The organism is Rhodoferax sp., from assembly GCF_039922535.1.
Taxonomy (GTDB): Bacteria; Pseudomonadota; Gammaproteobacteria; order Burkholderiales; family Burkholderiaceae_C; genus Rhodoferax_B.
Window position 1 is genome coordinate 1 of the sequence record NZ_JBDTEM010000187.1, and the last position, 12,734, is coordinate 12,734.

The 12,734-nt window shown below is 61.6% G+C and carries 11 protein-coding genes and 3 tRNA genes; 7 read left to right on the forward strand and 7 right to left on the reverse strand.

Annotation, left to right across the window (positions count from 1 at the left end):
• Positions 1 to 687: EAL domain-containing protein (locus ABI213_RS08665; protein ID WP_348026766.1), on the forward strand; the 687-nt coding region annotated here is incomplete at its 5' end.
• A gap of 7 nt (positions 688 to 694) precedes the next feature.
• On the opposite strand, the gene ABI213_RS08670 is transcribed toward ABI213_RS08665, so the two are convergent.
• The 5 genes from ABI213_RS08670 to ABI213_RS08690 form a co-directional block, all read right to left on the reverse strand.
• Positions 695 to 1,492, reverse strand: a complete 798-nt coding sequence (locus ABI213_RS08670) for a hypothetical protein (protein WP_348026767.1) — start codon at positions 1,490 to 1,492, stop codon at positions 695 to 697.
• A gap of 436 nt (positions 1,493 to 1,928) precedes the next feature.
• Entirely contained in the window at positions 1,929 to 2,765 is an 837-nt protein-coding gene (locus tag ABI213_RS08675; RefSeq protein ID WP_348026768.1) for an ABC transporter ATP-binding protein, read from the reverse strand.
• Complete coding sequence (gene ntrB / locus ABI213_RS08680) at positions 2,762 to 3,694, reverse strand: nitrate ABC transporter permease (protein ID WP_348008161.1); 933 nt, start codon at positions 3,692 to 3,694, stop codon at positions 2,762 to 2,764. Before ntrB ends, ABI213_RS08675 begins: the two co-directional genes overlap by 4 nt.
• Before the next feature lie 54 nt (positions 3,695 to 3,748).
• Complete coding sequence (locus tag ABI213_RS08685; RefSeq protein WP_348026770.1) at positions 3,749 to 4,993, reverse strand: CmpA/NrtA family ABC transporter substrate-binding protein; 1,245 nt, start codon at positions 4,991 to 4,993, stop codon at positions 3,749 to 3,751.
• Between the two features lie 323 nt (positions 4,994 to 5,316).
• On the reverse strand, positions 5,317 to 7,482 hold the full coding sequence (locus tag ABI213_RS08690; RefSeq protein ID WP_348008163.1) for an EAL domain-containing protein: 2,166 nt from the start codon (positions 7,480 to 7,482) through the stop codon (positions 5,317 to 5,319).
• 272 nt (positions 7,483 to 7,754) lie between these two features.
• Here ABI213_RS08690 and tsaD point away from each other — a divergent pair, with 272 nt between their 5' ends.
• Positions 7,755 to 8,783 carry a tRNA (adenosine(37)-N6)-threonylcarbamoyltransferase complex transferase subunit TsaD gene (gene tsaD / locus ABI213_RS08695; protein WP_348008164.1) on the forward strand — a complete coding sequence of 343 codons (1,029 nt, stop codon included), beginning with the start codon at positions 7,755 to 7,757 and terminating at the stop codon, positions 8,781 to 8,783.
• A 9-nt stretch (positions 8,784 to 8,792) separates the two neighbouring features.
• Here tsaD and ABI213_RS08700 read toward each other — a convergent pair whose 3' ends face one another.
• The gene (locus tag ABI213_RS08700) at positions 8,793 to 9,161 is read right to left on the reverse strand and encodes an Hsp20/alpha crystallin family protein (protein ID WP_348008165.1); all 369 of its coding nucleotides are present in this window, start codon (positions 9,159 to 9,161) and stop codon (positions 8,793 to 8,795) included.
• Positions 9,162 to 9,254: 93 nt separating this feature from the next.
• Between ABI213_RS08700 and ABI213_RS08705 the strand changes: the two genes are divergently transcribed.
• On the forward strand, positions 9,255 to 10,526 hold the full coding sequence (locus ABI213_RS08705; protein ID WP_348008166.1) for a branched-chain amino acid ABC transporter substrate-binding protein: 1,272 nt from the start codon (positions 9,255 to 9,257) through the stop codon (positions 10,524 to 10,526).
• Positions 10,527 to 10,577: 51 nt separating this feature from the next.
• Here ABI213_RS08705 and ABI213_RS08710 read toward each other — a convergent pair whose 3' ends face one another.
• Positions 10,578 to 10,787, reverse strand: coding sequence for a hypothetical protein (locus ABI213_RS08710; protein WP_348008167.1), 210 nt, complete (start codon positions 10,785 to 10,787; stop codon positions 10,578 to 10,580).
• Between the two features lie 67 nt (positions 10,788 to 10,854).
• On the opposite strand from ABI213_RS08710, the gene ABI213_RS08715 reads away from it, so the two are divergent.
• The 4 genes from ABI213_RS08715 to ABI213_RS08730 all read left to right on the forward strand — a co-directional run bounded on the left by ABI213_RS08715 (position 10,855) and on the right by ABI213_RS08730 (position 12,513).
• Positions 10,855 to 12,021 (forward strand): pyridoxal phosphate-dependent aminotransferase, encoded by a 1,167-nt coding sequence (locus ABI213_RS08715; protein WP_348008168.1) that lies wholly within the window; start codon positions 10,855 to 10,857, stop codon positions 12,019 to 12,021.
• A 100-nt stretch (positions 12,022 to 12,121) separates the two neighbouring features.
• Positions 12,122 to 12,197: transfer RNA gene (locus ABI213_RS08720), tRNA-Gly, on the forward strand.
• Between the two features lie 81 nt (positions 12,198 to 12,278).
• Positions 12,279 to 12,352: transfer RNA gene (locus tag ABI213_RS08725), tRNA-Cys, on the forward strand.
• A gap of 74 nt (positions 12,353 to 12,426) precedes the next feature.
• Positions 12,427 to 12,513, forward strand: a tRNA-Leu gene (locus ABI213_RS08730).
• Positions 12,514 to 12,734: the final 221 nt, after the last annotated feature.

Sequence of the window (12,734 nt, forward strand, 5' to 3'; positions counted from 1 at the left end):
ACCGGCGTAGAAGCGCTGGTGCGCTGGCAGCACCCCGAGCGCGGCATGGTGCCCCCGGCCGAATTCATTCCCCTCGCCGAAGACACCGGGCTGATACTCCCGCTGGGTCTGTGGGTGCTGGAAACCGCTTGCGCCCAACTGGCACTCTGGGCCCGCCAGCGCGCCTTGGCGCACCTGACGATGGCGGTCAACGTCAGCCCGCGCCAGTTCCAGCAAAGCGACTTTGTGGACCAGGTGCTGGCCGTGCTGGCCCGCACCGGTGCCCGACCGCAGCGCCTGAAGCTGGAGCTGACCGAAAGCATGCTGGTGGACGACATCGAGGGGGTGATCACCAAGATGGACGCGCTCAAGGCCGTGGGCGTGGGTTTTTCGCTGGACGACTTTGGCACCGGCTATTCGTCGCTGTCGTACCTCAAGCTGCTGCCGCTGGACCAGCTCAAGATCGACCAGGGCTTTGTGCGCGACATCCTGACCGACCCCAATGATGCCGCTATCGCCAAAATGGTCATCGCGCTGGGGGACAGCCTGGGCCTGGCGGTGATGGCCGAAGGCGTAGAAACCGAAGCCCAGCGACTGTTTCTGGCCCACCAGGGCTGCCACGCCTACCAGGGTTACCTGTTTAGCTGCCCGCTGCCGATTGCCGAGTTTGAGGCGTTTGTGGGAACGATGGCGCGGATGCGGGGGTGAACCCGCTTTAAGCGCGATGGTGTAGCTGCTGCAGCACGTCGCCGATGGAGTGTGCATGGGGTGCATAGGCTTGCATGGCCCACCCGCTGAGACACAGAAACACCCCTGTCAACACAAAAGGCAGCGCTGTGCGGCGAAAGGCCGAGGTCAGCCAGTGTTGTCTTTGCAGGCCGCGCAGATTGCGGTACAGAGAGGCCGACAGCACGCCGTCCAGCAACAGCTCGGCGAACAGCACCGGTGCCGCGTACACCATGTACAGCATCGACAGTGCCAGGCCCGCGCCCAGCAGCAAAACCACCAAGGGAATGGCCCATTCGTCCGCATCGGCCACCGAGCCCAGGGCATCGCCCAGACCGTCGCCCAGGTTGGTTTCCACGCTGGGTGGGTTGATGCTGCCCGTGGTGTCAAAAGAAGCACTGGCTCCGCCACCCCCAAAGTCGCCCCCCGAGCCGCTGCGCAGAGGTACCCCACTGCTGGTGCCGTTGCCCGTAGGAATCTCTTGCAACAGATCGGGCACCTCCAGATAGTCGTCTGCCCTGCTGCGCAACCACAGCCACAGCAACACCAAAAACACCAGGTAAGCGACCAGCAAAGCCAGCGGATACCGCAGCGCCATGGCCGTAACCCCTTGGCCCAGCATCACAAAAGAGGCCAGCAAGCCCGACAACCCTGTCAAGGCCACCAGCAGCGCCATCTGCAAGCGCGGATACCCGTTCTGCTGCAGCTGCTGCTGCGTGCGCATCAATGCCCAGGGGCGAACCAGGTGCGGGCGCAGAGGGGGGTGGTGGGGCGGTTTGGTGGGCATGGGCCGTGGATGGAGACCCGATGCAAACAATTCTGCACCATCCTGGGGGCCCAGGCCGGGTTCATCCGTGGCGATGGATAACGGTGGAATAGCTACAAAATAAAGAGCTGCCACTGCAGATTCAATAAGCGCTAGTGGCATAAAAGGCTTCAAGCCACAGAGAGGCACCCCTTCCAGAAACAGCGCGGAACTGGCTACGCCAGGCCACTGCTGTTGCCCTCTGCAAGGGGGGCGAACCGTGCGCAACACGGCAGCCTGGCGGGTTACAAAGCCTAGGAGTCTGGGCGGCAGAAGGAGCATCGGCTGCAAAGCGACCGCAGCGGTCCATTTTTCACCGTCTTTTTGCCGAATAGCGGAGCTATTGGGCTGCAAATCCGGCAAAAACTGTCCTCGCCGGGGCCGCTTTTCGCTTCGATGCCTTCTGCCGCCCAGACTCCTAGGCGGTGATTTTCTCGACGTGCGCTTGGCGGGTGTAGAGGAAGTCGATCACGTTCTTGCGGTAGCCCTGGTAGTCGGCGTTGTCGGCCAGCTCCACACGGTTGCGTGGGCGCGGCAGATTTACCTGCAGCACCTCGCCGATGGTGGCGGCAGGCCCATTGGTCAGCATCACGATCTTGTCGCTCAGCAGCACGGCTTCGTCCACATCGTGGGTCACCATCACCACGGTGCTCTGGGTCTTTTGCACGATGGCCAGCAACTCGTCTTGCAGCTTGGCGCGGGTCAGCGCATCCAGTGCACCAAAGGGTTCGTCCATCAACAAGACCTTGGGCTCCATGCTCAGGGCGCGGGCAATGCCTACGCGCTGCTTCATGCCGCCCGAGATTTCGCCGGGGCGTTTTTGCGCGGCGGCGGTCAGACCCACCAGGGCCAGCACCGCATCGGTGCGGGCTTTCAGCTGGGCCTTGTTTTCAGACGGCGCACCGGTGCTTTTGTTGGCCGAGCCGAAGACGCGCTCCACCGCCAGGTAGACGTTTTCAAAACAAGTCAGCCAGGGCAGCAGGGAGTGGTTTTGGAACACCACGGCGCGCTCGGGTCCTGGCCCCTTGATCTCGCGGTTGGCGCACAGCAGGGTGCCGCTGGTGGGTTCGGTCAGGCCGGCAATCAGGTTCAGCAGGGTGGACTTGCCGCAGCCCGAGTGGCCGATCAGTGCCACAAACTCGCCCTTGGCAATCGTCAGGTTCACGTCGCGCAGGGCGGGGAAGATGCCTTTGGCGGTTTTGAAGGTCTGCTCCACGCCCTGGATTTCGATGTACTTGGTATTCAGCGCGTTCATGACTTCACCTCTTCAAAAGTAAATGCGGTAGCCAGTTTGATCAACGCGTATTCGAGGGCCAGACCGACGATGCCGATGACGAAGATGGCGACGATGATGTTTTTCACATTCAGGTTGTTCCACTCGTCCCAGACCCAGAAGCCGATGCCCACGCCGCCGGTCAGCATTTCGGCCGCCACAATCACCAGCCAGGCGGTGCCCACGGCCAGGCGCACACCGGTCAGCATGTAGGGCAGCACGGCGGGGAACAGAATCTTGGTGACGATCTTCCATTCGCTTAAGGCAAGCACCCGGGCCACGTTCATGTAATCCTGCGGCACACGCTGCACGCCGACGGCGGTGTTGATGATCATGGGCCAGATCGAGCAGATGAAGATGGTCCAGATAGCGGCCGGATTCGCGCCCTTGAACACCATCAGGCCAATCGGCAGCCAGGCCAGCGGCGACACCGGGCGCAGCAGGCTGATCAGCGGGTTGAACATGCGGCCCATGAACTCAAACCGGCCAATCACAAAACCGGCCGGAATACCGACCAGCGCCGCCAGGCCAAAGCCCAATGCCACCCGCTGCAGCGAGGCCAGCACGTTCCAGCCCACACCTTGGTCGTTCGGGCCGTTGCGGTAGAAAGGGTCACTGAACAACACGACGGCTTGCTGGAATGTCTCGTAGGGCGAGGGGATGCTGCTGGCGGTGCTGATGGAGACGATGGCCCAAATGCCAATCAGCAGGCCCAGGCCCAGGATGGGTGGCAGCACTTTGAGCCACAGGGCACGCCAGTCAAAAGGCATTTTGGTAGGGGCTGTTTTTATGTCTTTTAGGGCACTAGCGCCGGTGCCTTTTGCGGTGGTAGCTAGCATTTTTGGAGCGACCGGGTTTTCGGCGCCATCGAACGATGCATCGCGGGGGGAGTGGAATACGGCACTGACCATGGTGTTTCTCCTCAAAGGGGAAAGGGCTCCCGCCGGGTAGGCGGGAGGGAACATTTAGGCTTTTATCTTGAAGTCGTCGGCGTACTTTTTAGGGTCTTTGCCGTCCCACACCACACCGTCCATCAGCTTGCTGCTGCGCATCACGTCCTTGGGCACGTTGATCTTCATGGCCGAGGCCACGTCCTTGTACAGGTCGATCTGGTTGATCTGCTTGGCCACGGCCAGGTAGTCGGGGTGCGCTTTCAGCAGGCCCCAGCGTTTGTGCTGGGTCAGGAACCACATGCCGTCGCTGAGGTAGGGGAAGTTGACTGCACCGTCGTTGAAGAACTTCATGTGGTTTGGGTCGTCCCAGGTCTTGCCCAGGCCGTTTTGGTAGCGGCCCAGGATGCGCTGGTTGATCACGTCCACACTGGTGTTGATGTAGCTTTTTTCAGCCACGGTCTCGGCCATCTTCATCTTGTTCTGCAGGCTGGCATCGATCCAGCGGCTGGCTTCCAGCACAGCCATCATCACGGCGCGGCAGGTATTGGGGTTCTTCTTGAGAAAGTCCGCGGTGGTGCCCAGCACTTTTTCCGGGTGGTCCTTCCAGATGTCTTGCGTGGTGTTGGCGGTGATGCCGATGCCGTCCATGATGGCCCGGTGGTTCCAGGGCTCACCTACGCAGAAGCCGTCCATGTTGCCGATGCGCATGTTGGCCACCATTTGCGGCGGTGGCACGGTGATCAGTTTGGCTTCTGACACCGGGTTGATACCGGCGGCGGCCAGCCAGTAGTGCATCCACATGGCGTGGGTGCCGGTGGGGAAGGTGCCCGCGAAGGTGTATTCGCGCTTTTCCTTGGTCATCAGCTTGGCCAGGCTGGGGCCGTCTACCGCGCCCTTGTCGGCCAGCGCTTTCGACAGCGAGATGGCCTGCCCGTTGTTGTTGATGGACATCAGCACTGCCATGTCTTTTTTCGGACCTGCGGTGCCCAGGTGTACGCCATACACCAGGCCGTACAGCACGTGGGCAAAGTCCAGCTCTCCGTTGACCAGCTTGTCGCGCACACCGGCCCAGCTGGCTTCCTTGGTGGGGATGATTTTGACGCCGTACTTCTTGTCGAAACCCAGTACCGAGGCCATGACCACGCTGGCGCAATCGGTCAGGGGGATGAAGCCAATTTTGACTTCTTCTTTTTCGGGTTTGTCGGATCCGGCGGCATACACCAGGGCGCGCAGGGCGGGGCTGACACCCACGGCACCTGCGGCCACGGTTTGCAGCACCGAGCGGCGGCTGAGTTTCGTTTTCAAAAGATCGGTCATCTAAAGGCTCCCAAAAAGTCGGATTGCAGAAATCGGGCTTCAAAACGAAAAAAAGCGTCCTCACCGCGCAGTGCGCTGCAAACTGCAGCCTCTGACGGGTGGGGACGCCTTTATCCGAATACCTAGTGCTCGGCACCCGCCATTGGGTGCTAGCTGCCATGGGACCAGTGGTGGTCTTGCAAGGGAATACGCAAGCACCGTGCCAGTTGGTTTATAGACTAAGTGCTATTTAATAAGTAGCTGTCAGCGCAGGTGCAGACTGCGCTGTAGGCCTATTTCATTTAAAAATGGTGGTTCGCACTGTTCGCGTGCGGCGCACCATTTCAGCGGTTGGGCTTGGGCGGGATGGGCGCGCGGATGAAGCCACCGCCTTGGTCCAGCAGTTGGCAAAAGGCGGTGTTGGCCATGGGCTTGGCCAGCAGGTAGCCCTGGAATTCGTTGCAGCCCTGGCCGCGTAGTACGTCGAATTGGGCCTGGTTTTCTACGCCCTCGGCGACCACCGTTTTACGCAGGTTCTGGCATAGGCCCACCATTGATCGGGCGATCATGGCCACGTCGGCATCGGACTCGATATCGATGATCAGCGAGCGGTCGATCTTCACCGTGTCCAGTGGCAGATGGCGCAGGTAAGACAGGCTGGAATAGCCGGTGCCAAAGTCGTCCATGGCCACCCGAAAGCCCTGTGCCTTGAAGGCATTGAGCACGCTGATGGCGCGCGCGCTGTCGTCCAGAAACACGCCTTCGGTGATCTCCAGCTCGACCCGCTCGGGCGGTAGTCCGCTGGCGCGCACCAGCGCGGCCACGCGCAACACCAGGTCGTCGGCCAGGAACAGCCGGGCCGACAAGTTGACGGCGATCACCAGCTTGGCCGCTTGGGGCCCTTCCCACAGCGCGGCGGCGGCGAAGGCCTGGCGCAGTATGACGTCGGTTAGCTCGCCAATCAGGCCGGTGTCTTCGGCAATCGGAATGAAGCGGTCAGGCCCGACCATGCCGATGCTGCTGCTGTGCCAGCGGGCCAGCGCCTCGACGCCAATGATGCGCCGGTGCTGGTCTACCTTGGGCTGGTAGGCCACGGTGAACTCGTTTTGCTCCAAGCCCACCCGCATGGCCGTGGCCAGGTTGAGCCGCTCGTCGGCCACTTTGTTGAGCTCGGGGGTGAAGAACTGGAAGTTGTTGCGGCCACGCTCCTTGGCGGCGTACATGGCCACGTCGGCGTGCTTGAGCAGGCTTTGCGCGTCCTCGCCGTCTTGCGGGTACAGCGCCACGCCCATGCTGGCGCCCACCTGGAATTCGCGCCCCAGCAGGCTCACCGGTTGGTTGATCTGCTTGAGCACGCGCTGCAGGTGCGAGATGACGCTGTTGGCGCGAAAGTGCTCGTTGAGCAGCAGTACAAATTCGTCGCCGCTGTGGCGCGACACGGTGTCGCTGGCGCGCACGCAGTTGCGCATGCGATGGGCAATTTCCACCAACAGTTGGTCGCCCGCGTCGTGGCCCAGGCTGTCGTTGATCAACTTGAAGTGGTCCAGGTCGATGAACACCACGGCCAAAAAGTGGCCCATGCGCTCGGCGTGGGCAATCGCCGGGCCGATGCGGTCGCGCAGCAGGTTGCGGTTGGCCAGGCCGGTCAGGCCATCGTAGTTGGCCTGGCGCTCTAGCTGCTCGCGCTGGCTGCGGCGCTCGGTAATGTCTTGTACCGTGCCTTCAAAGCAGATGAACGCGCCATACCCATCGCGCACACTGCGGGCGTTTTCTGATATCCAGATGGTGCTGCCGTCACGCCGGTACACCTCAGACTCGAAGTTGCGCACTTCGCCGTGCGTGGCCATCAGCTTTTGAAAGCGCTCGCGCCGCTGCGGCTGCACGTACAGGCGGCGGTCGATGTCGGCCAGGTCGGCAATCAGCTCGTCGGCAGAGGCGTAGCCGTAGAGCCGGGCCAGCGCCGGGTTGGCCGACAGGTAGCGGCCTTCTTGCGAGGTCTGGAAGATGCCTTCGCGCGCATGCTCAAAAATTTGCCGGTAGCGGGCTTCGGCATGGGCCAGCGCCTCCAGGGTCAGAAAGCCCTCGGTCACGTCTTCGATAAAGCCTTCCAGCACCTGTTGCCCGCCTTCGTCTACCACCATCACGCCTTGCTCTTTGACCCGGCGTATGGCACCGCTGCGGGTCTGGATGGCGTAGTGCACGGTGAAGCGCTGCCCGGCGGCGGCCGCGGCCAGAATCTCGGCCCGCACCCGAATGCGGTCGTTCGGGTGGGTGATGCGCTCCCACGACACGGCTTGGTTGTCGATCAGTTCCAGTGCCTGGTAGCCGGTGAGTTTGTGGCAGCCCTGGCTGACGAAGCGCATGGTCCAGTGCACATCCGGCAGGCAGCGGTAGGCCATGCCCTCCAGGTTGTTGACCAGGGTATCGAGCACTTTGTGCAGATTCACCGACCGCGCCAGCAAGGGGCTGTAGTGGTGTGAGCGGGCAACGGGGGCGAGGACGGATTCCATTTCCAGGGAGGTAGGCGACAGAGACTGCATAAAAGGGGGAGAAAACAAGAGCCGGTATTGCTACGCAGGGGTAGCATATTCTTGCTATGGAATGAGTAGCTACCTGTGCAGTCAGATTCTGCGCTAGAGCCATATTTTATTTCAAAAAATTAGGGGAAGAAATAGTGTGCACGCAGCGTGTGCAGGGCTTCATTCATGGGCAAAAACCCGCAAGATTCGCGCCAAGATGGTGCGGCCCTACACTCCAGGCCTGATTGACAGAGGGAATCCTTGTGCTGGTATTGGGTATTGAATCATCGTGTGACGAAACTGGAATTGCCTTGGTGCGCGCCGACGGCGCGGCCCTGCCTATGCTGCTGGCGCATGCGCTGCACAGCCAGATTGAAATGCACCAGGCCTACGGTGGCGTGGTGCCCGAGCTGGCCAGCCGCGACCACATCCGCCGCGTGCTGCCGTTGACGCGCCAGGTGCTGGAGGAAGCCGCCCACACGCTGCAAGACGTGGACGTGGTGGCTTACACCCGTGGCCCCGGTTTGGCCGGTGCGCTGCTGGTGGGCGCGGGCGTGGCCTGTGCGCTGGGTGCGGCCTTGGGCAAGCCGGTGCTGGGCGTGCACCACCTGGAAGGGCATTTGCTGTCGCCCTTCCTCAGTGCGGATCCGCCGGAGTTTCCATTCGTGGCGCTGTTGGTGTCGGGCGGCCATAGCCAACTGATGCGGGTGGACGGTGTGGGCCGTTACGAAATGCTGGGCGAAACCATCGACGATGCGGCGGGCGAGGCTTTCGACAAGTCCGCCAAGCTGATGGGCCTGGGCTACCCCGGCGGCCCGGCCTTGTCGCGGCTTGCAGAGCAGGGCGATCCGGCGGCCTTTAAGCTACCGCGTCCCTTGCTGCACAGTGGCAACCTTGATTTCTCCTTCGCCGGTTTGAAAACGGCAGTCATGACGCAGGCCAAGAAGCTGGGGGACGATTTGGAGGCCCGCAAAGCCGACCTCGCCGCCAGCACCCAGGCAGCGATTGTCGAAGTGCTTTTGAAGAAATCCATGACGGCCCTGCAACGCACCGGCCTGCGCAGGCTGGTGGTAGCGGGCGGGGTGGGGGCCAACAAGTCGCTGCGCAGCCAGCTTAATGCGGTCTGCGCCAAAGCCGGTATCCGCGTGCACTACCCCGAGCTGCATTTGTGCACCGACAACGGCGCCATGATCGCCATGGCCGGAGCCATGCGATTGCAGTCGGGCCTGCAGGAGCCGACGCGGGCTTACGCTTTTGACGTCAAGCCGCGTTGGCCCTTGGATTCCCTGTAGCGACTGGCTTCAGTTGATGGTGAGGTTGGAGACGTTGCTGACCGGTGCTTTCTTGGCCAGCTTCAGCGTCAGCACACCGTTTTCCAGCCGGGCATCGCTGGCCGACACGTCGATGTCTTGCGGCAACTCGTAGGCGGCCTTGTAGCTGCGCGGTGCATCGGGCTGGCTTTCAATGCGCACGACGCTGCCTTCGATGCCGATGGACAACTGCTCTTTGGCAATACCGGGCACGTCGAACTGCAGGCTGTAGGCATGCTCGTCCTGGGTGATGCGGTAGCCCGCAGAGCGCTTTTCATCGAGCAGGTGGTGCAGGGCGCGCAGGTTCTGGGCGTTGAGGGACGGGCGGGCAAAAGCGGGGTGGGTAGCTGCAATAAACATGGTGGACTCCGTTTACATTACGCGGCGCTCACCGTGATTGCCGCTTGGATCACATCTGCGTGCGCCGCCCCCCTATTTCAAGGAAGTTTTTAGATGTTTAAGTTTCGCCGTGGGCTCTTGAAATCGTGCGCTGTGGCGCTATGTGGCCTGGTTTTTCTCTCGGCGCAGGCGGCCCCTGCGCCCATCAAGCTGGCCTTGGTCGAAGGCTTGAGCGGCCCGTTTGGCAACGGTGGCGAGGCGGTGTTTCGCAACCTGGTGTGGGCGGTAGAGCGTGTCAACGCGCGCGGTGGCGTGCCGCTGCCCGACGGTAAACACCTGCTGGCGCTGGAGCGCTATGACAGCAAGGGCCAGAACGAAGAAGCCCTGTCGGCCCTGCGCGCAGCCATCGACGACGGGGCGCAATACATCCTGCAAGGCAACTCGTCGGCCACCGCCGCGGTGCTGATCGATGCCATCCACAAACACAACGACCGCGAACCTACCAAACGCGTGCTGCTGCTCAACTATGCGGCGGTAGACCCCACGCTGACCAACGAGAAGTGCAGCTTTTGGCACTTTCGCTTCGACGCGCACGCCGACATGCGCATGGCCGCGTTGATGGCGGTGTTCAAGGACGACACCGCGGTCAAAAGCGTCTACATCCTGGGCCAGGACTACAGCTTCGGCCAGGCCGTATCGCGTGAGGCCAAGCGCCAATTGGCCCTGCAGCGCCCCGACGTGCGCGTGGTGGGCGACGAGCTGCACCCGCTGGGCCGCATCAAAGATTTCATCCCTTACGCTGCCAAGATCAAGGCCAGCGGCGCGCAGGCCGTTATCACCGGCAACTTTGGTAACGACCTGACCCTGCTGGTCAAGGCCGCCCGCGAAGTAGGTTTTGAGGGCAAGTTCTACACTTTTTACGGCAATGCGCTGGGGGCTCCGGCGGCGCTGGGCGAGGCCGGCGTGGGCAAGGTGATTGCCGTGGCCGACTGGCTGCCGAACACGCCCACGGCGCAGAGCCAGGCTTTTGTGCAGGCCTTTCGCCAGCGCTTCCCTAAGCCGGCCGACGACTACCAGCACATGCGCATGCAGCTGATGGTGGAGGCGCTGGCCCAGGCCATCGAAAAGGCGGGTACTATGGATTTGATAGCTGTCGTCACAAGCCTGGAGAGCGCTAGCGTCAGTTTATATGGCCAAACCGGCCGCATGCGCGCTGCCGACCACCAGTTCCAGCAGCCGCTGGCCGTGGGCGTCATGGACCGCCAGGGCACGCCGGGTGTGAAATTTGACGTGGAAGGTTCGGGCTATGGTTTTCGGGTGATCAAGCAGACCAGCGCCGCGCAGGCCGAAATGCCCACCACCTGCAAGATGGTTCGACCGGGTTAATTTTCATGGACTTGGGTGCGGAGCATCCCGAGCCATCAAAGTTGTTTCAGTTTAACGGGTGTAACCAGCGCAGGCCCCGGCGTTGGGGCGGCCCTTGCATTCGCGCAGCAGCCGGCGGTTGCGCTCGGCGGTGCTTTCAGACGAGTCTTTGAGCAGGCGCACCTGCGAGCCGCCTTTGGCTTTTTTGGTCTTGGCAAAGCTGGGGCCGCTGCAGGCCAGAACCAAGGCCATTAGGCAGCAATGCAGTGTCTGTGGTGCCATCGTGCGGGTCTCCAAAATAGCCCAAGGTGGGCCCGCATAATCATGCCTCCACATTCCCCATCCGTCTATGCGCCAAGCCATCCTGAACCTCGAAGAATCCAAAATCCGTGAAGTCGCCAACGCTGGCATGGGGCGTAGCGACGTGCTGGCCTTCTGGTTCGGCGAAAGCGACGAAGTCACGCCCGATTTCATCCGCCAGGCGGCCATTGCATCGCTGCAAAACGGCGAAACTTTTTATTCCCACAACCTCGGCCTGCCCGAGCTGCGCCAGGCGGTGGCCGACTACATGGGCGGGCTGCATGGCCTTAACGGAACTATAGGTGCGGATCGCATCGCCATGACCTCTGGCGGTGTGAATGCCTTGATGCTCGCCATCCAGATGCTGGTGGATGCGGGTGACGAAGTGGTGGCTGTCACGCCGGTCTGGCCCAACCTCACCGCCCAGCCCGCCATTCTGGGCGCGCGGCTGCGCTGTGTTGCGCTGCAACCGCAGGCCGATGGCGCTTGGGCGTTGGACATGGCCCAGTTGCTGGCCGCCGTTACGCCCGCCACCAAGCTGCTGGTGCTCAATGCGCCCAACAATCCCACCGGCTGGACCCTGACCCGTGCCGAACAGCAAACCATCCTCGACCACTGCCGCCGCACCGGCACCTGGATCCTGGCCGACGAGGTCTACGAGCGCCTGTACTACGCGCCCAGCGCCAACGGTTGCGCACCCAGCTTTCTGGACGTGGCCGCGCCCGAAGACCGGCTGGTGGTGGTACACAGCTTTTCCAAAAGCTTTTTGATGACCGGCTGGCGGCTGGGCTGGTTGGTGATGCCCGCCAGCGCCACCCCGCACATGGGCAAGCTGATCGAGTTCAATACTTCGTGTGCCAGCGTGTTCGTGCAGCGCGCCGGTATCGCCGCCTTGCAGGGCACCGACAACATCACGCCGCGCGTGGTGGCGCACCTCAAAACCTGCCGCGACACCCTGGTGCCGCTGCTGCAGGCCGTGCCCGGCGTGCGCGTGGCCCCGGCGCAGGGCGGCATGTATGCATTCTTCCAACTGGCCGGCCACCCGGATTCCCTGGTCACCGCCAAGCGCTTGGTAGCCGAAGCGGGCTTGGGCTTGGCACCCGGCAATGCCTTCGCCCCCGAATCCCAGGGCTGGCTGCGCTGGTGTTTTGCATCCAAAGATTTGCACCGATTGGAGCAGGGTGTGGAAAGGCTCAAAAAGTGGGCTATAATTTGAGGCTTGCTGCTGTGCACTTAAACGGCGCTGCAGCAAGCGACAAGAACCCAGGTTCAAGTCAAAATGGCCCAAAGTCATGTTATGATTTCAGGCTGAAAACGCGGGAGTAGCTCAGTTGGTAGAGCGCAACCTTGCCAAGGTTGAGGTCGAGAGTTCGAGACTCTTCTCCCGCTCCAAATTGGTAAAAAGGGAAGCTTCAGGCTTCCCTTTTTTACGAGTTTCGAGCTTGTTTGGTAAAACAAAAAAGTTGTGAGTGCGGCGCGATAACAAAGCGGTTATGTACCGGATTGCAAATCCGGCTAGCCCGGTTCGACTCCGGGCCGCGCCTCCATCATTTATTCTCATCAGCCCCGTGAAAGGGGCTTTTTTATTTGACAATACGGTGGGTCAGGGTAATTTCACTCAGCGAGAGTGGCGTAATCGGTAGCCGCACGGGACTTAAAATCCCGGGACAGTGATGTCGTACGGGTTCAAGTCCCGTCTCTCGCACCATCTTCAGCACCAGGCTCAAGCGAAAGAACTTGAAGCTTTGGCAAGTCTGACGGCCACAGCCGCCAGAAAAATCTACAAATAGACTTTTATCAGCAGCCGTATCAAGGTTTTTCGTTCAGCAGAACTCAGGCCTGACGTGGCTTCATCTTCCAGGTCTTGCGCTGTTTTCTCTGCTTTTTGCAGCAGCGCGTCTCCGGGCGATGTGGGATGCAGCCCCGTGG

Excerpts from the sequence above, each read along its gene's own strand:
- ABI213_RS08690 (WP_348008163.1), bottom strand. The coding sequence starts at position 7,482 with ATGGAATCCGTCCTCGCCCCCGTTGCCCGCTCACACCACTACAGCCCC.
- ABI213_RS08715 (WP_348008168.1), top strand. The coding sequence starts at position 10,855 with ATGCGCCAAGCCATCCTGAACCTCGAAGAATCCAAAATCCGTGAAGTC.
- ABI213_RS08705 (WP_348008166.1), top strand. The coding sequence starts at position 9,255 with ATGTTTAAGTTTCGCCGTGGGCTCTTGAAATCGTGCGCTGTGGCGCTA.
- ABI213_RS08675 (WP_348026768.1), bottom strand. The coding sequence starts at position 2,765 with ATGAACGCGCTGAATACCAAGTACATCGAAATCCAGGGCGTGGAGCAG.
- ABI213_RS08710 (WP_348008167.1), bottom strand. The coding sequence starts at position 10,787 with ATGGCACCACAGACACTGCATTGCTGCCTAATGGCCTTGGTTCTGGCC.
- ABI213_RS08670 (WP_348026767.1), bottom strand. The coding sequence starts at position 1,492 with ATGCCCACCAAACCGCCCCACCACCCCCCTCTGCGCCCGCACCTGGTT.
- ntrB (WP_348008161.1), bottom strand. The coding sequence starts at position 3,694 with ATGGTCAGTGCCGTATTCCACTCCCCCCGCGATGCATCGTTCGATGGC.
- ABI213_RS08700 (WP_348008165.1), bottom strand. The coding sequence starts at position 9,161 with ATGTTTATTGCAGCTACCCACCCCGCTTTTGCCCGCCCGTCCCTCAAC.
- ABI213_RS08685 (WP_348026770.1), bottom strand. The coding sequence starts at position 4,993 with ATGACCGATCTTTTGAAAACGAAACTCAGCCGCCGCTCGGTGCTGCAA.